The following is a 19,898-nucleotide window of genomic DNA, read 5'->3' as shown; positions in this document are numbered from 1 at the left end:
CGACGAAGCTCACGGAATCCCGCGCATCCGAAGTCGGTTTCGCCTCCAGGGCCTCCCGCGAGCTGCCATGATCACGCAATGACGCCTGGCCGCCGACGCGTACCCCACTCCGCCTGGATCGCCCTCGCCGTGGCGACCGCGGGTGTCGGTTGGTCGTTCTGGTGGCTCGCCGGCGACCTGTTGACCGTCGACAACGGCCCCGACCTGGCCAGTCGCGAGTACGTCGAGTCCCGTTTGGCTGAGGCGGTCGACGCGCCGATGGTCCTGCCGGTGAGGCTCCCCGACGGGTACGACTATGGGCGCCACTACAGCTACACCCCCAACGACGAACACGCTACCGCCATCGACGGCGAACCGACGTTTGCCCAGGCCCGCGAAGTGATGTTCATGCCACACGACGGGGTGGGGGAGGACGGCGACCTGCCCGCTGTCGCGCTGTGCGTGGAAGACGCCTCCGCCAAACGATCGGCATGCCCCCATCCCGGCGCACGCGACGCCTACATTCAGCGGCGGTACGGACGAGGCCTGCTCACCTTCTACGCCGCGAGCGACGGCAACCGGGACCTGAGCGCCTGGAAGACCGTCGAACTCACCACCGACCTCAACAAGGTCCGCTGGCTCCACTGAGCCCGTGCCCGCTCCGGCCCCCACTCGAAGCCAGCGTGGACGAAATCGGCTCCGCGAACAACCTCCGTGCTGCCTCGTAATGCGTGGGTCCTGGGCGTGACTCCCACTTGCCGGTCCATCTGACATGGGACCTGACCTGCGGAAATGCTGGTGCGGGTTGGCTGCCCGCCGAGCCGGGACAGCTACAGGCCCCGGCCTCCCGGACCAAGCGTTGAGTCGGCCCGGGGGGCCGCATGAGGGCGCCGATCACGTACACCACCGAACCGCCTGAGCCCCTGGTTAGTGGAGTGGCTCATGGGAGTTCCCGAGGGCCCACGTCTGCGGCGTGCCCGGCGCCTCGCCGACGCGCCGCGCATCCCGCTGCGCCTGGTCGTCAACGCGGCACTCACATCCCTTGGCCTTCCGGCCACCCAGCATGAGGTCACCGTGGTTGGGGACGGCCAACGCTGCCGCCAGGCCATCGTTGTGTACGGAGTCAACGGCGTATGCGCAGTTCAGCACTGCGGTACTGCAGATTTCAGTTCGTGGTGTCCAGGTCGGCGAACGGTGACGACCCACCCCGGGCGATGAAGCTGTCAACAGCGTGGTCGATCACCGGAAGCGGGACGCTGCCGAGGCTCAGAATCTGATCATGGAAGTTGCGGACGTCGAAGTCGGCACCAAGTGCCTGTTCGGCCCGGCGGCGCGCCTCGGTGATCTTGAGCATTCCGAGGTAGTACGCCGTTGCCTGCCCCGGCCAGGCGATGTAGCGGTCGACCTCGGTCACGATTTCATGATCACTGATCGCGGTGTTGTCCCGGAGGAAGTCCTGCGCCCGCTCGCGGGTCCAGCCGAGCGCATGCATCCCAGGGTCGATCACCAGCCGGACCGCGCGCCACATCTGGTAGCTGAGCATGCCCATCAGCTCGAACGGCGTCTCGTACATACCCATCTCGACGCCGAGTCGCTCGCTGTAGAGAGCCCAACCTTCGCCGTACGCCGAGATGTAGACCTTCTGCCGGAATTCCGGGTGCTGGGTCTGCTCGAGTGCGAACGGAATCTGGAACGCGTGCCCGGGCGCGGCCTCGTGCAGCGTGAGTGCCGGGATCGAGTAGAGCGGCCTGGCGGCAAGGTTGTAGGTGTTGAGGATGTAGCGGTGCGGGCCGCCGCGACCGAAGGTGTAAAACGGCGCCAGGTCCGGCGGCGGCTCCTCGATCCCGAACCGCATCCGCGGCAGCCGGCCGAAGTAGTGGTGCGCCACGGCGTCGAACTTCTTGGCCTGCCAGGCGGCGAACCGCAGCAACTCCGTCGCCGTGGTCGCGTAGAACTTCGGGTCGGTCCGCATGAACGCCAGCATCGCGTCGGCGTCGACGAAGCCGACGCTCGCAGCGATCTCAGCCATTTCAGCGCGGATAGAGGCCACCTGCTCCAGGCCGATCTCGTGTATCTGCCGGGCGGTCAGTTCGGTTGTCGCGTATTCGTACAGCTTGGAGGCGTAGAACTCCTCACCGTCCGGCCCGTTGACTGCCGCGATGTCGACGGGCAGGCTCGGAAAGTACTCACCGGTGAAGAAATCCAGGAGCCTACGGAAGGCCGGCAGTACGTCGCCGATGATCACGTCGCGTCCCGCCGTGATCAGTTGATCACGCCCGTCGAGTGCCTCGGGCAACGTCCCGAACGGCTGGGCGAAGCTCACGTTCTCCGGCCGGGACTCGGCGACCGACCGGATCGTCGCCTCCCTCCCGATCATGGAGACCTGCGCCGGCGCGAAGCCGCGCTTGACGCCCGCCCGCATGTTCTCGATGTTCTGGTCGATGTAGCCCGGGAGCTGCCGCAGCCATTCGATGTAGGTCCCGGCGTCGTCGGCCGAGCCGAGCCGGCGCCGGGACTGACTGGTCAGGTCCATCCAGAAAGCGGAATCCGCATTGGCCGGCCGCTCGAACATCCGGTACGCCTGTCGGCCGATCAAGGTCTTGATCTGGAAGCGATACACGTCGAAATCCTCAGCCTGCTCGGACGTCAGCCGGGAGCAGTCGATCCTTCCGAGTTGATCGTCGACCTCCCGCCAGCGAGTGGCCCGGAACTCCTGTCGCTCCGGTCCGACGTCGGGCAGCCGGGGCTCGAGCGGCTCGTCGAGCGACCGGTCCGGAAGCTCCTGCCGGCGCCAGGCCCACTCATCATCGGCGATCTTGCGAAAGGTGTCGTACGGCTGCTGCTCGCCGTGATCATTCAGGTTGTCCTTCGACACCTTCGCAGCCCCGGCATCCTCGGCTTTGTCGTCGTTGAACTTCTCGGTCGTCACCTGATTCGATCCTTTCGGGTGTTGGCTGCCCCTGCGGTCAGGAACCTGACTTCTCGTCGTTGGCATCGTGGGCGCGTGGACCCGCCCAATCGCTGCGGACGTGCGCGATATGGCGATGCATTAGGGCTTCGGCGGCGGCACCGTCTCGTGCTTCGATCAGATCCAGGAGTTCGTGGTGCTCGGCAGCCGACGCCCGCAACTGCCCGGACTCCAGCAGCGGCGTCAGGCCAAGAAGTCGAGTCCGGGTCCGGAGATCCGAGACGATGCTGCTCAGCACGGGATTCTGCGCGTGGTCGAGCAACGAGAGATGGAACACCCGGTCGGCCTCGATGTAGCCGACCAGGTCCTCCCGTTCGACCGCCTCGACGATCGCCTGAGCCAGGTTCCGGAGCGTTGGTAGCTCCTCGACGGGGATCGTGGTCGTGAGTTCGCCGACGACCGGCGGTTCCAGGAGTTGGCGGACCGCGGCGATCGCGTCCAGATCGGCGTCGCTGATCTCCGTGACCCGGTAACCCTTGTTGGGCAGCGCTTCGACCATGCCTTCGCGTACGAGGTCCAACATGGCCTCGCGAACCGGCGTCGGAGAGACGCCGAGCATGTTGCCGATTGCCGGGGCGGAGTGCACTTCTCCTGGCCGCATGGCGCCGGAGACAATCGCGGCGCGTACGGCATTGCCGACCGAATCGCGCAGCGACTCCCGCTTCTCGAGCCGCGCGAAACCGGTGATCGTCCGGGCAGCCATTCATCACTCCTTACCGGTCCTGGTTGAGCCGCTCGCACGTCCAGATCTCCAGCCCATCGGCGTCGATCGGGAGCGCGTCGCTCAGAACTTCCGACCCCTCGGAAGTCACCAGGACATCATCCTCCAGCCGCGCACCGATTCCCCGAAGCTCCGGTGGCACCGTCAGATCGTGCGGATGGAAGTAGAGGCCGGGTTCAACCGTCAGCACCATGCCGGGCTCGAGCGGAGCTCCCTGATAGCTCTCCCAGTTCGACTGCGAGCAGTCATGGACGTCCAGCCCCAGATGGTGACCGATGCCGCAGACCAGCCACCGGCGATGCTGTTGCCCGTCGGGCGACAGCGCCTCGTCGACCGAGACCGGCAGCAGGCCCCAGTCGTCCAGGCCACGAGCAATCACTTCCATCGCTGCGAAGTGGAAGTCGCTGTAGGTGTTGCCAGGACGGACGTGTGCCAGTCCTGCCCGATGAGCCTCCTCGACCAGATCGTGAACACGGCGTTGATCGGCGCTGAAGGTTCCAGAGGCCGGGATGGTCCGGGTGACATCGGCGGTGTAGCCGCTGTCCGCCTCGACGCCCATGTCGAGCAACAGCAGTTGGTTGCTGTACACCGGGCCGTCACAGCGCACCCAGTGCAGGATCGGGGCGTGCGAACCTGAGCCGACGATGGTCGCATAGCCGGGTCCGTTGCCGACGGCCCGGGCGTACCGATCGAAGGTGCCCTGCAGCCAACGCTCACCGCGAACCGGCCCAGTCGCACCGATCGCCGTCGGGATCTCCCGGGCGACAGCGGCGAAGCCAGCGACAGTCTGATCGATGGCGAACTGGAGTTGGCCGATCTCCCAATCGTCCTTGATCCGCCGAAGATCGGAACACACCCGATCCAGATCTTCCGACCGCTCTACCGCCAGTTCCGAGGTCGGCACGCGCCGGCCGGCCAGGACCGTACCGGCCCCGGTCAGCGCCGAATCCAACTCCGCGACCGGCCGCACGGCGATCCCCAGCGACTGGGACCACTCGGCGATCCCAGCCGAGGGACCAATCCAGAGCTCACCGTGCAGTGCATTGGAGAAGAAGCCGTTCTCACCGGGCCGGAACGGTGGCGGCATGAACAGCGTGTCCGCCGACGCGTCGGCACCGACCAGCAGGTACGCATCCTCGATGCCGACGCCGGTCAGCCACAAGAAGTCGCTGTCGGCCCGGAAATCGTAGGAGGTGTCATTGACCCGAACCGGCGCTCGGCCGGCGGCTACGAGCACCGTCCTTCCCGGTAGCGTGGCACGCAGCTTGTCACGGTGCGCGGCCGCCGATGCGGCGGCGCCATCGATGACCACCGGCGGAATCGTCCGGTCCTCCCAGCCACGACCGATGCTGTCGACGAACGCCGGCACCTCGGTCAATCTGGGTGGCCGCGTTCCCAGATACGGGATCTTCTGATCGCTGTTGGTGATACTCATCGGCGCTCACCTCCGTCGTCATCGATCCGCTGCAGCAGGCCACGCAGTACCCGCACGTCACCCACCCCGTCGTGTTCCCATTCGTTGCTGACCCAGGCTCGGCTGTTGCCGATCCCGGCCAAGGACTGAAGCTGCAGACCGGAGTCGACGAACATGTCGTCGTGGTAGACCGCGGCGGCCAACGGAACCTCGTTGGCTGCGAGGCGATCAGGATCGTAGAGCCGTGTCCAGTTGGTGCGTTGGGCCAGTTGATCAACCGCTGCGGCGAACGGCCGCAGCGCCGCGATCTCGTCGAACATCCACCGATACGTCATCTCGCCCGTGAAGATCAACGGTCTGGCATCCGGCGAACATTCCGGGTGCTTGCGAGCCTCGGACTCCGCCGCCCAACCGATCGGCCCGTTGTCGCCGTCGCCGTAGATCGACTCCTGGAGTGTCCAGAACAGTGGCCCACCACGTTGGGCGGTACGTACTTGTACCTGCTGCAGGAAGTCCTCCGACAGTCGGCTCCGTTCCGCGAACGCCTCGGTGACCAACCAATGCAGGCGTTGCGCTCCAGGTCCCATGCCAAGATCACCGCCGAGGGACTGGAACCGCTGCACGCTGAGCCGATCACCGTCGGGTAGCGCCACATCCCCGGCCGCCAGCCGATCGACGATCGCCGCAACCGTGTCGACGTCCTGCGGGTAGCGGCGGTAGTACGCGCGGGTCTTGGCGATCACCCGGGGGAAGGTTCGCCGGTACACCTCGGCTGCGACCGGCGGCACTCCCGGGATGCCACCGGTGACGTAGCAGGCAGCCAACCCTTCCGGGGCAAAGGACAGGTAGGTGAGCGTGATGAAGCCGCCGAAGCTCTGTCCAAGAGTCGCCCAGCGCCGTCCGTCATAGATCTTGGTGCGTACGGCCTCGGCGTCCAGGACGATCGAGTCGGCCCGGAACATGGTGAGGTACTCCGCCTGCTCCAAAGCCGAACCGCGCCGTTGGATCGTCACGGCATCAATCGGTGTACTGCGCCCGGTGCCACGCTGATCAAGTAATACGACGCGGTAGCGCTCCAACGCGACCCCGAGCCACCCGGACCGATCCACAGGTCGCGGTGACTTGCCGCCGGGACCGCCTTGCAAATACACCAGCAGCGGAAGGTCATCCCGGCGTCGCGGCGGGTCGACCAACTCGCGTACGAAGACAGTGATCTGTTCGCCGTCGGGCCGGCTCCAGTCCAACGGGACGCTGATCATTCGCTCGGTCACATGGATGCCGGGCATCGTGTACTCGGCGATGACGTCAGGCATGGTGATCCTCCGAGACATTGACGCGATGATCTCGCCGTCGGGCACCTGGTACTGGCGATCTTCTGGCACTGCGGCTCCCAGCTGGGATGTGCTCGTCAACGGCGTCTCCTGCGCGTTGATCTTGTCGCACGCAGTCGCTCCGGTTTCGCGGTGCAGGACGCCTTCACGTCCTCAAGCTCGGCGGCCAGGCTGTCGACGGGTCCGCCGCCAGGTCCAACAAACCATCCACGGACACCGTGCCGCAAACACGATCCCCTCTACAAGATCACAAACATCCTTACTTCTGCCAACCGAAGTTCTCCACCGGAACGGATCCGTACGCGGCCAGACCGAAGAATGGAACCGGTGCGAGGTTGGCCAATCCACTCTTGGTCGTGACCACCGCGGGGCCGTTGGTGGTCGGTAGCTCACCCCAGGTCTGCCTGTACCAGTCCGACTCGAGTTTCATCGCCGCCTGGGTCTGCTTCATCGGATCCGGGATCTTGGCTAGTGCCCGCATCTGCGTGTCCAGGGCCTTGGTTCCGGCGGCGCTGTTATTGCCTGCGGCTGCCTGGCCAGCGGACTTGGAGCAGTAGAAGTAGCAGATGTAATTCGCGCCGTACGGGTCACTCATGGAGAAACCGGACATGAACGCGTCCCAGCCGTGACCGGTGAGCGTCTTGATGAAGTCCGCGCTGGCGATCTGCTTGATGTTGACACTGACGCCGATCTGCTTCTCCATCGAGATGATCGCCTTGCCCTGGGCGACAGTACTGGGATCGTCTCCGGACAGAGGGAATTGGAGTGTGAGCTTCTGGCCGTCCTTTTCGCGGATGCCGTCGGCCCCCTTCTTCCAGCCGGCTGCGTCGAGCAGCTTGTTCGCCTCATCGGGGCTGTACTTGTACCCGGCGTTGCCAACCGAATCGGAATAGCCGTTCTGGAAGGGCAGCAAGATCAACGATCCGCCGACCGCGCCGGTGTACCCCAGGCCGTTGTACTGAATCTTGGCCAAGGTCGTGCGGTCGATCCCTTCCAGGATGGCCTTCCGCACGTTGACATCTCTCAGCTGAGGACGATCAGCGTTGAGGATGAGCAGGCCGACGGCGTTCGAGGTCGAGCGGTGGACGGTGACGTCCGACATACTCTGGACCTGGGCCAGCCGGTCTTTGGTAGCCGTCGTCGCCATGTCGACCTCGCCGTTCTTGAAAGCGTTGATCTCGGCGGTTTCCTCCATCTGTTGATAGACGACCCGGTCCAGCTTCCCCTTGTTTCCCCACCACCTCGGGTTGCGCTTGAACGTGATCCGACCGGTCTTGAAGTTGGCGCTGTCCACTGTGTACGGCCCGGCGCCCCAGTCTGATTGCAGCTTGTTCTGGTAGGCATTGTTGAAGACGTCCGCGTTGGTGATGTGTGGATTCAGAATCGCCCCGAACCCGCTCTGCCACCAGGCGTACGGGCCGTCGTAGGTGACCACGGCCTGCCGATTGTTCTCGCCCTGCTTCACCGACGTGATGTTCGAGCAGTCGCCGGTCGTCTGGTACTTCGAATCCGACCCGTTGCAGGACTTCCAGGTCAGCTCGAAGCTCTTCCAGCTCATCGGTGTGCCGTCATTCCAGACAGCCTTGGGATTGAGGGTGTACGTGACGACCGTGTTGCCACCTTTTTCGGTGTGCGTGACGTCGGTCAGGTAGTCCTTGTTGTACGACCACTTGCCCTCCGGCGTCAGGAAGGTCAACTGGGGGTTGTACCAGTTCCAGATCGCCGCGCTCGCCGTCGTTGTACCGACGGCCATCGTGTTCTCCTGGGACGGAATTTCCGTGACTGGGATAGTCACGGTCCCACCATCTTTGATCTTGTCCCGCGGCTGCGGATTCCAGTCCACGGTGAATTTGTTAGCGAGCTTCTTCGTGGCCTCGTCGCCATTGCCGGCGCCCTTGCTTCCGCTGGCCCCGCACGCCGACAGCGTCAGCACCACGGCCAGCGCACCGGCCGCTGCGCCGAAGACCCCTTTGCGAAGGCCCATTTCTTCTCTCCCTCCGTCCGACGAACCGGGGGTCTACGGTGCCACCCGGCTTCTTGCACTCCGTCGTGATTCTCAGCATCGGCGTGGCAGCACGAAGACAGCTCGTCACCGCCAATGGCACGCATTGACATGCAAATCTTCAACACCACTGAGCGTCGGCGTCTCGTTCCGGCAGCGTGCCTGGCGATCCGGTTCGAGACTCTGGTAGAGCTGGCAGCGGCTGGCGAACCGGCACCCAGGGGAATTGTCGATCGGGCTCGGCAGGTCACCGGTCAGCAGGATTCGTTCCCGGGTGCGTTCCTTCACCGGGTCGGGCAGCGGGATCGCCGACAGCAACGCCGCCGTGTACGGATGCTGTGGATCCTCAAAGACTGCATCGACCTCGCCGTACTCGACGAACTTGCCCAGATACATCACACCGATCCGGTCGGCGATGTGTCGGACCACCGACAGGTCGTGCGCCACGAACAGGAACGAGATGCCGAGCTTGGCCTTCAGCTCTTCCAGAAGGTTGATGACACCGGCCTGAATGGACACGTCCAAGGCCGATACCGGTTCGTCCAGTACGATCAGTTTCGGATTGGTCGCAAGAGCTCGCGCGATGCCGATCCGCTGCCTCTGCCCGCCGGAGAACGCGGCTGGGAACCGGTCGCTGTGCTCCGAATTGAGGCCGACCAGATCCATTAATTCCTCAATACGCGTCTCGACCTCGTCGGACGAATACCGGAAAGCCCGCATCGGCTCGGCGATCAGGTCGAACACGGTCGATCGCGGATTGAGCGAGCCCATCGGATCCTGAAAGACGATCTGCAGGTCGCGGCGGACAGCCGTGATCTCGCGCTTACTCAAGCCCGTCATGCTGCGACCGTCGATCCGGATGTCGCTCCCACGCTGCGGCGCCAACTCCATGATCTCCAACAGGGCGGTCGTCTTGCCGCAGCCCGACTCCCCGACGATCGCCATCGTCTCCCCTTCGCGAATGTCGAACGAGACGCCGTTGACCGCATAGACCGTTCCGACGCGTCGCTTGAGAACCGCGCCCTTCATCAGCGGGAACTCTTTCACCAGGTTGTCGACGGCCAGAACCGGCTTCCGCTCACCACGGGGAACCCGTGCAAGGTCACTGCTGGCGATCTCGGGGACCGGGAATATCGGCCGGCCGTCGATCGTGCCACAGCCTTCGATCTCACCGGCCCGGATACATGCGACCTGATGTCCCGACTCCTGATCACGCCGCTCGCCGTTGTCATCGTTCGGACTGTTCAGCACCGCCACGAGTTCGGGAACCTTGCCCCGGCAGGCATCAATCGCGATCGGGCAGCGGTCGGCGAACTGGCACTGGTCCGGCAGGTTGATCAGGATCGGCGGGTTGCCCTGAATCGGCACCAGGGACTGCGGGTCACGACGATCCGCCCGCGGAATCGCGGCCAGCAGCCCGATCGTGTACGGCATCCTCGGCGTTGCGAAGACGTCATCGACCGAGGCATGCTCGACCGGCCGGCCGGCGTACATCACGACGACGTCATCGGCGACGCTGGCCACCACGCCCATGTCGTGCGTGATCATGATGACCGCCGCACCCGTCTCCTCCTGGGCCCGCTTGAGCACCTGCAGGATCTGGGCCTGAATCGTCACGTCCAGAGCCGTCGTTGGCTCGTCGGCGATGATCACCTTCGGGTTGTTCGCTATCGCGATCGCGATCACGACCCGCTGCCGCATGCCGCCGGAAAACTCGTGAGGGAAGGACTTCAAACGGCTCTCCGGTTGCGGGATCCCGACCAGCCGAAGCAGTTCGACGGCCCGCTCTGCTGCCTGTCGCCTCCCCATCGTGCTGTGAGTCGTCAGTGCCTCGACCAGCTGGTCACCGATGGTGAATACCGGGGTCAACGTGGACAGTGGATCCTGGAAGACCATCGAGATGTCCTTGCCACGGATCTTAGACATCGCATGGTCGTCCAGGCCCAGCAGTTCCCGGCCGCCGAGCTTGATCGATCCGTGCACCGAGGCGGCATCGTCGAGCAGCCCCATGATCGCCAGGGAAGTCACCGACTTGCCCGAACCGGACTCGCCGACGACCCCCAGCGTACGACCGGGCTGAAGGTCGAAGGAGACGCCGCCGACAGCGTCCACCCGGCCGGCCTCGGACGGGAAACTCACCCGCAGGTCCCGAACCGCGAGCAGCGCATCGGACCGACTGGACTGCGGCATGTCGGCCGTCATGGTCTCGGTCATGCGCGGCCTCCCGCAGCAGAGGTGGGATCGAAGGCATCCCGCAGGCCGTCCGCGACCAACGCCATCGACACCGTCAACAAGGTCAAGGCGGCTGCCGGGAAGTAGAACAGCCAGGGTGCACTCGACACTGTGTCCGCGCCGCTGCCGATCAAGGCACCCAGCGAGACATCCGGCGGCTTGACACCGAATCCGATGAACGACAGTCCGGTCTCCGACATCACCGCACCGACAACTCCGAGAGTGAATTGAATAATGAGCAGCGAGCCGATATTGGGAATGATATGCCGGACGACGATGCGCAGTCCGGACACTCCCATATAGCGCGACGCGCTGACGTAATCACGTTCGCGAATCGACAGTGATAATGTCCAGATGACGCGGGCGGGCCAGAACCAGTTGACCAGCAACATGATGATGGCGATCACGATCCAGTTGCCGCCGGAATGGTTCGAGAAAAGAGCCAGGATCAAGAAGGTAGGAACAACCATCAGGAAGTGAATGATGCCCAGCACCACGCGCTCGAGAGATCCTCCAAAGTATGCGGCAGCGGCACCGACGACCGCAGAAATCACGGTCGTGCCGGTCGATACAACCAGTGCGATGATCAACGACCGCTGGAGGCCGTGAACCGTTTCTGCATACAGATCATTTCCGGCATCATTCGTGCCAAACCAATGCTTCGAGGATGGCGCTGCCGAAAGATTCAGGAAGTCGGTCTCCAAATAGCTGTGCTTGGCAGGCAAACCTCCCAAGACCGAAAATATGACAATCACGGCGAAGATGATCAAGCCTGCCACGGCCGGGCGGTTCCGCAGGAACCGGCGGGTGTAAAGCGCACCCCGGGACAACCGCTTCCGCTTGATCCTCACTGCGGCGTCTGTCGAGCCTTCCGACGTAGGCGCATGCGCCGGGAGGTGGTCTTCGACGTCACTGGTGCTCATCTCAATGCACCCGCACTCTCGGATCCAGGACGACCACGGCGATGTCGGCGAGGACCGCACCTATCGCCGTCATCAGGGCGCCGAAGGCCGCGACCGCGACCACTCCGTTGATGTTCATCTTGTTCAGCGTGTCGATGAAGTACTGGCCCATGCCCTGCCAGTTGAAGATCGTCTCAGTCAGCACCGCACCGGTGAACAAGCCGGGAATCGAGAAAGCCACTTGGGTGGCGACCGGGGTCAACGATGTCCGCAAAGCGTGCTTGCGGATCGCTTGCGCCTTGGTCAACCCCTTGGCCCGCGCCATTCGCACGTAGTCGGCGGATATGTTGTCCAACAGCAAGGACCGTTGCAACATCTGGGTGCCCGCATAACTGATGATCACCAGCGAGATCGTCGGCAGCGTCAAATGTTGCAGTAGATCGATGACCTTGCCGAACCCGTGCGCATCGGCTGACGACGACCCAGTCACATAGAACACCCGGGCCCCGGCCTTCTGGTTGAACCAGATTGCAACCAGCACGATCGCCAGCGACATCACAACGACCGGAATGTTCAAGGTAACGATCGAGATAGCCTGGACGATGCGGTCTGACACCTTGTACTGCCGGGATGCGCTGTAGATGCCCAGGCTGATCCCGATGATCGTGTACAGCACGAAGGCGCCGAGCAGCAACTCAGCGCTCACCCCGATGCGGAAGGCAATTTGGGCCTTCACCGGATCGCCAGTGGGGCTGTTACCCCAGTCCCAGTGCAGAACGATGTCCTTCGCCCACGTCCACCAGCGCAGGAAAATGCTCTCGTGACTGTTTAGGTTGTTCGCCTGCAGCAGAGTGTCGATTTGCTCCTCGGTCAGCGGTGGCCGCCGACCGACAAACAGTGTGCGCGGATCAAGAAAGGAATTAGCCAAGAAGTATGTGATGTTGGTTGCCACGACAGCCATCAACAACCAGCCACCAATGCGGCGCGCTAAGTATTTAACCACTTTCGCAACTCCCGGAGGGCATCACAGCCTGACTTCTCTACCGAACGCCAATCAATCGTCAGCGGTAGCCGAAATTTTCGGCTTGCGAGATGACATGAATCGGGCGACCTACAGATCAAGCGTGAATCCCAAGCAGGGCTAGAGGATTGATGCTGCGCTCTGGGCTTGTCGGACCGGTCATATCCACCACCTCGGAATGTTATGTGACATTACACTGGCCCCTTGCGGCTGTCTAGACCTCGATGTTTCAATCTGACGACAACCTTGTGACGGTCCATGTTCGGTGCTCATGGTGGGTTGATCGCCTACTACGCAGGGATCCCGAGGGTCTCGTCAGCACGGCACTGTTTTGATCCTGGGGCGCGAGCGGCGAAGCAGGCTAGTCGTACCGACTGTGGCCGCGACGATGCAGGCGATCGCAATCCACTGCAGTAGCTTGAGAAACTCCCCGATCACAAACATCCCGGCGCGCGCAGCGACCAGCCGGTTCGAGACTCATCGGCACCCCGGATACGCCCTTCGGTATCCGCCGCAGCACGTTCAGATCCAGGCCACGATATCCAGTGCGACAGACAAGTAGTTGAGTTGCCGGCGGCGTCAGTCTTCAGCGCCGCCGGGTCCTGTCTCAGGACTTGCGGATGCTGTAGCTCGGCGGTTCCTGTCTGGCCAGGTACCGGACGAAGTAGTCCCACCGTCGCCTGATCACGTACGGCTCTGAGCCGCAGGCGTGCGACCGGTTCGGCAGGATCAGCAGGTCGAAGTCCTTGTCGGCCGCGATGAGCGCGTCGGCCAGCGACAGTGTCGAGGCGACGGGCACGTTCTCATCGGCCTCGCCGTGGATCAACAGCAGCTTGCCCTGCAACTGGCCGGCGAGCGTCCGGTTGGCCTGCTCGACGTAGTGATCACCGACCGGCCAGCCCTGGTAGCGCTCGATCCACCACGCCTTGTCGGTCCGATGATCATGGTTGCCGGCACCTGACACGCAGACCTTGTAGAACTCCGGATGTGCCAGGATCGCGTGCGTCGAGGCGTATCCACCAGCCGAGTGTCCGAAAATGCCGACCCGATCGAGATCTAGATTCGGGTACTGGGTCTTCAGGTCCCACATCGCGCTGATGTGATCCGGCAGGCCGGCATCACCGAGATTGCGATAGGAGACGTCGCGGAATTCCTTCGACCGGTGCGGCATGCCCAATCCGTCGATCAGCACGACGACGAAACCGAGCTCAGCGATCGCCTGTGCCGTCCAGATCCGCGCCGCTTCGGTCAGCGCCACCGGAGCCTGGTTCATCTGCGGGCCGCCGTAGATCGAATCGATCACCGGATAACTCTTGTCTGGGTCGAAATTGGTCGGTCGGACGATCACGCCGTAGACCTGGGTCTTGCCGTCCCGGGACGGAGCCGAGAAGCGTTCCGGGAACTGCCAGCCGGACTCGGTCAGCGCGGACAGGTCCACTTCGGCGATGACGCCGATGCTCTCCCCAGGGGAACGGATCAGCTCCGCCACCGGGGCACTGTCGATCTTCGCCCAGGTGCTGATGAAGTAGCCGCCGTCCGGCGCGAAGCTGACCTCGTGGCTGCCATCCTGTGGTGTCAGCAGCTCCGGTTCGCCCGACGAACCGTCCAGCCGTACGCGATACAGCCGACGGATGTACGGATCCTCACTCACGTCCTTACCCACTCCAGTGAAGTAGACGTACCCGTCGCCGACGTGGAGCACATCGGCGACTGCCCACTCACCCGAGGTCAGCTGATTCAGCTGCGCTCCTGTCGAGGTGCGGTAGGTGTACAGATGGCCCCAACCGTCACGCTGCGAATACCAGAGCGTCAGATCCTGGTCCTCGACGGTGCGGTGGTTCACCGGACCCGAGGTCGACAGGTTGGAGTCGACCGGCGTCTCCGCCTCCTCGTCGACGATGACACGGCTCGAACCGTCGGCACTGATCTCGTACAGGGTCGCGTGCCGGTCACCGCGGAACAACCGCAACAGGTAGAGCGATGACCCGTCCTGCCGCCACCACATATTGCGCGAACTGCTGTCGGCACCCGGGATCGGGCTGCCGTAGTAGTAGAGCTCCAGCGGTGGGATCTCAACCGGGGTGCTGTCGTCGGATGCGAGGTCGATGATTATCAAGGTCGCCGTCGGCAGCGGGTCATCGCCGGGCAACGGATAGAAGTACTCCACCGCCTCCGGTCTAATGCTGCCGGACAGTGGCGTCGACAGGCTCATGGTGACGGTCCCGGCGCCCGCGGTGTCGACCCGATGGGTCAGTAGCCGGCTGCTGTCGGGCGACCACAGGACTTTGGTGTCCTTCCACGGCTGCCCCGCACCGGGCAGTCCGGCCGCGCGCAACGGGGACGGCAGAACGGCGCCGTAGAACGACCCTTCCTTGCCGCCGCGGGTCAGTCGGCGCTCGATACCTGTCGCCACCTCGCGGACCCACAGGTCATGATCACGATTGAAGGCGATCTTGGTACCGTCCGGGGAGCGCACCCCGAATTGATCTTCCTCACTGAACTGCCGCAGCGCGCTGCCGTCCCAACGCCACCGGGCATCGTTGAAGTCGAACTCAAGATCATCAGCGCCCCGGTAGTCGATCCGAGTCGGCTTCAGGCGATTGGGATCAACTTCCTCATCGGTTGCTTCGGCCAGCGCGGCAGCCAGGCCTTCATGATTAAACGCATCCTGGTGTTCGGTACCGGCCGACGCATCGGCGATCCGGTAACGCCAGCCCTTCAGCGTACTCAACTTGAACCGGTACCGGGTTGAGGACGGCAACCATGCGATCTCGGTGACCTGTCCGGGCACCCGAGTCTCCATCTGCCAGGGAAGGAACGATTCCGCCCGGGCGTAGTCCTCGACGCTGTAGATGACTTCCTCCTGGTGCAGCTCAGGCGGTGTGGCCGGGTCCATGGCCGGGGACGACGCGGGTCTGCCGAATCGACCTGTCGATCACCATTCCGGCACAGTAGCCTGCTCGGAACGATCGATGTGTAATGTCATATGTCATAAGTTGGCAATGATCTTGGCGCTCCGCTCGCTCGCGATGGGCAGCCGAACATGCCTTGCCAGGAGGGTCAACTGCCGGAGTCAACCCCGACGACATCGCGGCGTACGACATCAGTCAGGCCAAGCTCTCGCAGGTAGAAGCGGCCGCCGCGAAGGTCACGGCGATCAGCGACTGGATCGACAACTCCCCGAAGTACGCGGGCCTGCGCTCGCTGCCCTGGGGTGCGGTCGAGCACCTGAAACGGAGGCACCGGGACCGCCCTGCAGGCGTTCCTCGACCACGTCGACCGCGTCCACATGAGGGCGCTCGGGACCGAGGTCGACGCGTGACCGACGGGCCACGACACCGGCCGGCGGCGGCGATGACCATGACAGTCGGTACTGCGGCGACCGCGGGGCAGGCCTGCCGCCGTGCCGCGACCCGCATCGGGCGCTGCTGCAGGAGGTGCACCGCACCGCCGCGCACGTCGCGTGGCTTGGCGAGCCCGTGGCCGATCTGTAGCGTGACGACCTGGTGTGGGGCATGACCGAGAAGGTCGACAAGCAGGGCGAGTTCCCCGGCACCGACACGACCTACGCGGCGAAGCCGTCCGTGTGACTCGACCTGTATCAGCGGGAGCGGCGGCACCTGGTCGACGTATGCAAGGCCGCCGTCGCGGCCTGAGACGGCTTCGCGGGCCCGCCGAGCCGGGACCGGCTGCGCGCCCACGGCCTCGCGAACCAAGCCAGGCCACCGGCCAACCCGGCCGGGCCTTCGGTAGTCCCTGAAGCGCCCCGGGTCTGGTGGAGGCTCTCAATCCATGGAGGATGAGAGTCATGGCGGCACCGAGGAAGTACGGCGACGAGCTGCGTGAGCGGGCCACCCGGATGGCGGTGGAGGCGCGTAAGGACCCGGCGAGTCGGCCGGGTGCGATCGCTCGGATCGCGGAGCAGTTGGGGATGCATCCGGAGACGTTGCGTGGATGGGTGCGCCAAGCCGAGATCGACGGCGGGGTCCGGCCCGGCACGAGCAGCGACGAGTCCAAGCGGATCGCGGACCTGGAGCGAGAGAACCGTGAGCTGAAGCGAGCCAATGAGATCCTGCGAACGGCGTCGGCGTTTTTCGCGGCCGCGGAGCTCGACCGCAAGATCAAGTAAGCGTGCCGACAGCGGTGCTGGTCGACTACATCGACGCCCACCGCGACAGGTTCGGGGTCGAGCCGATCTGTGAAGTCCTGTCCTCTGGCGGGACCAAGATTGCCCCGAGCACCTACTACGCAGCCAAGACCAGACCGGCCTCGGCCAGAGCGATCCGAGACGCCGAACTGGTGCCCGTGATCCGTCAGGTCCACACCGACAACCTCGGTGTCTACGGCGCCCGCAAGGTCCACGCCGAGGTCAACCGGCAGGGCACCCTGGTCGCCCGGTGCACCGTCGAACGCCTGATGAAAGCCGAGGGGCTGGCCGGGATCAGGCGGGACAAGACCCGCAAGACCACGCTGAGCGAGGGCGCCGAGACCAAGCGTCCCGAGGATCTGGTCAAGCGTCAGTTCCTCGCCCAGGCTCCCAACCAGCTCTGGGTGGCGGACCTGACCTATGTCCGCACCCACTCGGGCTGGGTCTACGCCGCGTTCGTGCTCGACGTGTTCTCCCGCATGGTCCTGGGGTGGCAGGTGTCTACCTCACTGCGCACCGACCTGGCCCTGGATGGGCTCGACATGGGTCTGTGGGCCCGGCAGCGAGCCGGGCAGGACGTCACCGGGCTCACCCACCATTCAGACCGCGGAGTTCAATATCGAGCCATCCGCTACACCCAGCGGCTGGCCGAGGCCGAGGCCGTCGCCTCGGTTGGTTCCAAGGGCGATTCGTATGACAACGCGATGGCTGAGGCGTTCAACTCGCTGTTCAAGGCCGAGTGCATCCGCAACCCGGCCATGCGCCCCAGCGGGGGCTGGAAGTCCGTCGGTGACGTCGAGATCGCCGTCGCCGAGTACATCGACTGGTTCAACCACCGACGCCTCCACGGCGAGATCGGACTGATCCCGCCGGCAGAGTTCGAGGCCAACCACTGGGCCAGCCTCACGACCGAGCACTACCCTGAAACACCCGTCCCCGCAGCGGTCGGATCCAAGTAACCGAGTCTCCACGAAACCCGGGGCGCTTCACCCAAACCGTCCCCGCGGTAGCTGGGCCACTGCCATCATTCGACCGTGAAGGTGATCACGCCCGCCCGAGGGCCGGAACGATCGGCGTCTCCGTCATCGTCGCTGTCGCGCTCGGACTGATCGCCTACTTCGTCCTCGGGGTCGGACGACCAGGCCCGACCGATCGTGCGTACGTCCAGGCCAAGCTCGACCAGGCCGCGGGTGTGCCCATGGCCCTGCCTGTCGAGCTGCCGGCTGGCTACTCGGTCCCGGACTACTACTACTTCCTCCCCGACAACGACCGAATGGTCCGGGCCGGCCCAGGCCAAGACGTCGCAGCCGCCCGGGCGGTCAACTTCGAGCCGATCAACCCCGGACCTCTTCGAACACGACCCACCACAGGCCCAACTGTGTGTGCAACTCATCGACGACCCGGACAAGCCATGCAACGTGCCCGTCGGCAGCGACCCGGCCAGTCCCGACGCGGCGTCTGGTCTCCGCGTCGAACGTCAAGTTGTCCTGTTCTTGTCGTCGTCCACGCGATGGTCGACGTACCGGAGACGGATGAATGGCAGACCGTGGACTTCACTACCGACCTCAACAAGGTCCGCTGGCTGCACTGAGCCGGTGCCAGCTCCCCACTCGAAGCCAGCCGGGCCACCAGACATACGCGCGACCCCGGCACGCGTTGTCCGCGCGCTCCCACGACCTCGAGCACCTGGCCGATCCGGCTACCGACGGTGCACGATTGGTGCGTGAAGCAGCCTCCGTCGGACGCCCAGATGCGTCGGATCTGGAAGCGCTACGCCATGCCATCGCCAGGCGGATGGACTGTGCCCGCGGGCCAGCTACGAGGATGGTCCTGGACCCCGAAGCACGGTCCTCGGCCGGACCGAATGCCTCGCTGGGTGCGGATCTGGTTCCGGACACCGCTCCTCGACAGGTTCGCCTACGCGTGGATGTGGCGCCGAGGCGGGTTCGATGTGCTCCCACCGGGCGTTCTCTGATCGCCAAGTTGCCGCCGACGATCGAGCCGCCGAGCACCTACGCCTCATCCCCGCACGTGAGCACGCATCGACCGGGGCGCGGTAGTCAGAGGTGGTTGTGTGCCCACCAGGTCTCGAAGGCCGCCCGGTCCGAGCCGATCACCTCGCGGCATACCTCGACAAAGATCGACTTGTCGTCGTAGTAGTCCGAGAGGCCTCGCTCTCGTGCGCGCCGATGGGCGTGACTACTCAGTGCGTCGTACATCTGCGGTACGGAGACATCCACAAACGGTGAGCGCATCAGCCACAGCCACTGTCGCTGGGGCGGCACGGGCAATCCAGCCTCTTCGCAGGTCCCAGACAGCTCCAACCGATCGACGTCGAACTCCCTCTCTGCGTCGGTCTGCGGCACCAGCATGGACAGCGCGTCGCGTCGCCGCCGCCACGGCTTCCATCGCGTCCTGCCGGCCGGTTCCTCCACTGACCCCCACACCGAGGGCGTGCGATCTCGGACCCAACCTCGGTGCTCTGCCCACCACATGGACAGCATGATCACCATGTCCTGCTCGGCCAAGTGCCAGTCTTGGCTCCGCAGGAGTTCGATCTCCGGCAGATCAGATGCCGAGGGCCATTCCCAGGCACCGAACCGCTCGGTGTACTCCGACACCCGTGTTGGTCCGGTCAACCCTTCGAGCCGCACAAGGCGCGCAGGCAGCGGAGGCAAGTCACCCTCCGCGATCAACGGCGGGACATCCCACCAGGCACCATCGGCAGTCACGCGGTGAGAATACGGCCGGTCAACTCACGACGTCACATGTGTGAGACGGGACGACGCATCCGCTTCACCCGCACCAGCCATACTGCGCCTCCGGCCATGACGACCAGGGCTGCAACAGCGCCGACAAGCAGCGCGGAGCTGGTTTGCCCCGCGGACTGGTCTGTCGAGAGTGCCGCCGGAACCAGGTCATCGCTTGGCTCGACGGGTGCGCGCCGCGGCTCCTCCACGAGGTGTGTGGCGGTACAGATGTTGTCCTGGTAGGGGTCCTTGTTGTTGCTGGGGTGGAATTCGTAATGTCCGCCAACTGTGTAACTGCGGTCGATGGAGCTGGACATATTGCGTTCCGGTGCGCCGGGTCCGCCCAACACGGTGACCACGCGGCCATCGTCGGCCCTGACGGTCGCCAGCGAGCCATCGTCCTCGACGGCGATCACCGTGCCGGTGAACCG

Annotated in this window: 13 protein-coding genes; 2 read left to right on the top strand and 11 right to left on the bottom strand. The window is 64.5% G+C overall.

What is annotated here, in order from left to right; all coding sequences use genetic code 11:
* Window positions 1-78 precede the first annotated feature (78 nt).
* The gene (locus tag HEB94_RS45680; protein ID WP_192755619.1) at window positions 79-627 is read left to right on the top strand and encodes a hypothetical protein; all 549 of its coding nucleotides are present in this window, start codon (window positions 79-81) and stop codon (window positions 625-627) included.
* 517 nt (window positions 628-1,144) lie between these two features.
* Here the strand turns inward: HEB94_RS45680 and HEB94_RS45675 are convergent.
* From HEB94_RS45675 to HEB94_RS45635, 9 genes are all read right to left on the bottom strand, one after another.
* A complete protein-coding gene (locus HEB94_RS45675) occupies window positions 1,145-2,908 on the bottom strand; it encodes a DUF885 family protein (RefSeq protein WP_192755618.1) in 1,764 nt (587 codons plus the stop codon).
* 37 nt (window positions 2,909-2,945) lie between these two features.
* Entirely contained in the window at window positions 2,946-3,650 is a 705-nt protein-coding gene (locus HEB94_RS45670) for a GntR family transcriptional regulator (protein ID WP_192755617.1), read from the bottom strand.
* Between the two features lie 10 nt (window positions 3,651-3,660).
* Window positions 3,661-5,103, bottom strand: a complete 1,443-nt coding sequence (locus HEB94_RS45665) for an aminopeptidase P family protein (RefSeq protein WP_192755616.1) — start codon at window positions 5,101-5,103, stop codon at window positions 3,661-3,663.
* Window positions 5,100-6,395, bottom strand: coding sequence for an alpha/beta fold hydrolase (locus HEB94_RS45660; protein ID WP_202896889.1), 1,296 nt, complete (start codon window positions 6,393-6,395; stop codon window positions 5,100-5,102). Before HEB94_RS45660 ends, HEB94_RS45665 begins: the two co-directional genes overlap by 4 nt.
* Before the next feature lie 277 nt (window positions 6,396-6,672).
* The gene (locus tag HEB94_RS45655) at window positions 6,673-8,397 is read right to left on the bottom strand and encodes an ABC transporter family substrate-binding protein (protein ID WP_192755615.1); all 1,725 of its coding nucleotides are present in this window, start codon (window positions 8,395-8,397) and stop codon (window positions 6,673-6,675) included.
* Between the two features lie 105 nt (window positions 8,398-8,502).
* Entirely contained in the window at window positions 8,503-10,629 is a 2,127-nt protein-coding gene (locus tag HEB94_RS45650) for a dipeptide ABC transporter ATP-binding protein (RefSeq protein WP_202896888.1), read from the bottom strand.
* Window positions 10,626-11,570: an ABC transporter permease gene (locus HEB94_RS45645; RefSeq protein WP_192755614.1), complete on the bottom strand. Its 945-nt coding sequence runs from the start codon at window positions 11,568-11,570 to the stop codon at window positions 10,626-10,628. The genes HEB94_RS45650 and HEB94_RS45645 overlap by 4 nt, the downstream gene beginning before the upstream one ends.
* 1 nt (window position 11,571) lies before the next feature.
* The gene (locus HEB94_RS45640; RefSeq protein WP_202897872.1) at window positions 11,572-12,510 is read right to left on the bottom strand and encodes an ABC transporter permease; all 939 of its coding nucleotides are present in this window, start codon (window positions 12,508-12,510) and stop codon (window positions 11,572-11,574) included.
* Between the two features lie 667 nt (window positions 12,511-13,177).
* Window positions 13,178-15,466: a S9 family peptidase gene (locus HEB94_RS45635; protein WP_192755612.1), complete on the bottom strand. Its 2,289-nt coding sequence runs from the start codon at window positions 15,464-15,466 to the stop codon at window positions 13,178-13,180.
* Window positions 15,467-16,378: 912 nt separating this feature from the next.
* Between HEB94_RS45635 and HEB94_RS45630 the strand changes: the two genes are divergently transcribed.
* A protein-coding gene (locus tag HEB94_RS45630) for an IS3 family transposase (RefSeq protein WP_420481508.1) occupies window positions 16,379-17,676 on the top strand; the annotation gives its coding sequence in 2 pieces (ribosomal slippage) (window positions 16,379-16,673 and window positions 16,673-17,676; 1,299 coding nt in all).
* Window positions 17,677-18,777: 1,101 nt separating this feature from the next.
* On the opposite strand, the gene HEB94_RS45625 is transcribed toward HEB94_RS45630, so the two are convergent.
* On the bottom strand, window positions 18,778-19,449 hold the full coding sequence (locus HEB94_RS45625) for a hypothetical protein (RefSeq protein ID WP_192755611.1): 672 nt from the start codon (window positions 19,447-19,449) through the stop codon (window positions 18,778-18,780).
* Window positions 19,450-19,481: 32 nt separating this feature from the next.
* Window positions 19,482-19,883 carry a hypothetical protein gene (locus tag HEB94_RS45620; protein ID WP_192755610.1) on the bottom strand — a complete coding sequence of 134 codons (402 nt, stop codon included), beginning with the start codon at window positions 19,881-19,883 and terminating at the stop codon, window positions 19,482-19,484.
* Between the last annotated feature and the right edge of the window lie 15 nt (window positions 19,884-19,898).

The sequence above is a fragment of the Actinopolymorpha pittospori genome (assembly GCF_014873875.1).
Taxonomy (GTDB): domain Bacteria; phylum Actinomycetota; class Actinomycetes; order Propionibacteriales; family Actinopolymorphaceae; genus Actinopolymorpha; species Actinopolymorpha pittospori.
Note: the sequence above shows the minus strand (reverse complement) of the source record. Positions and strands in the feature narration are given on the sequence as shown.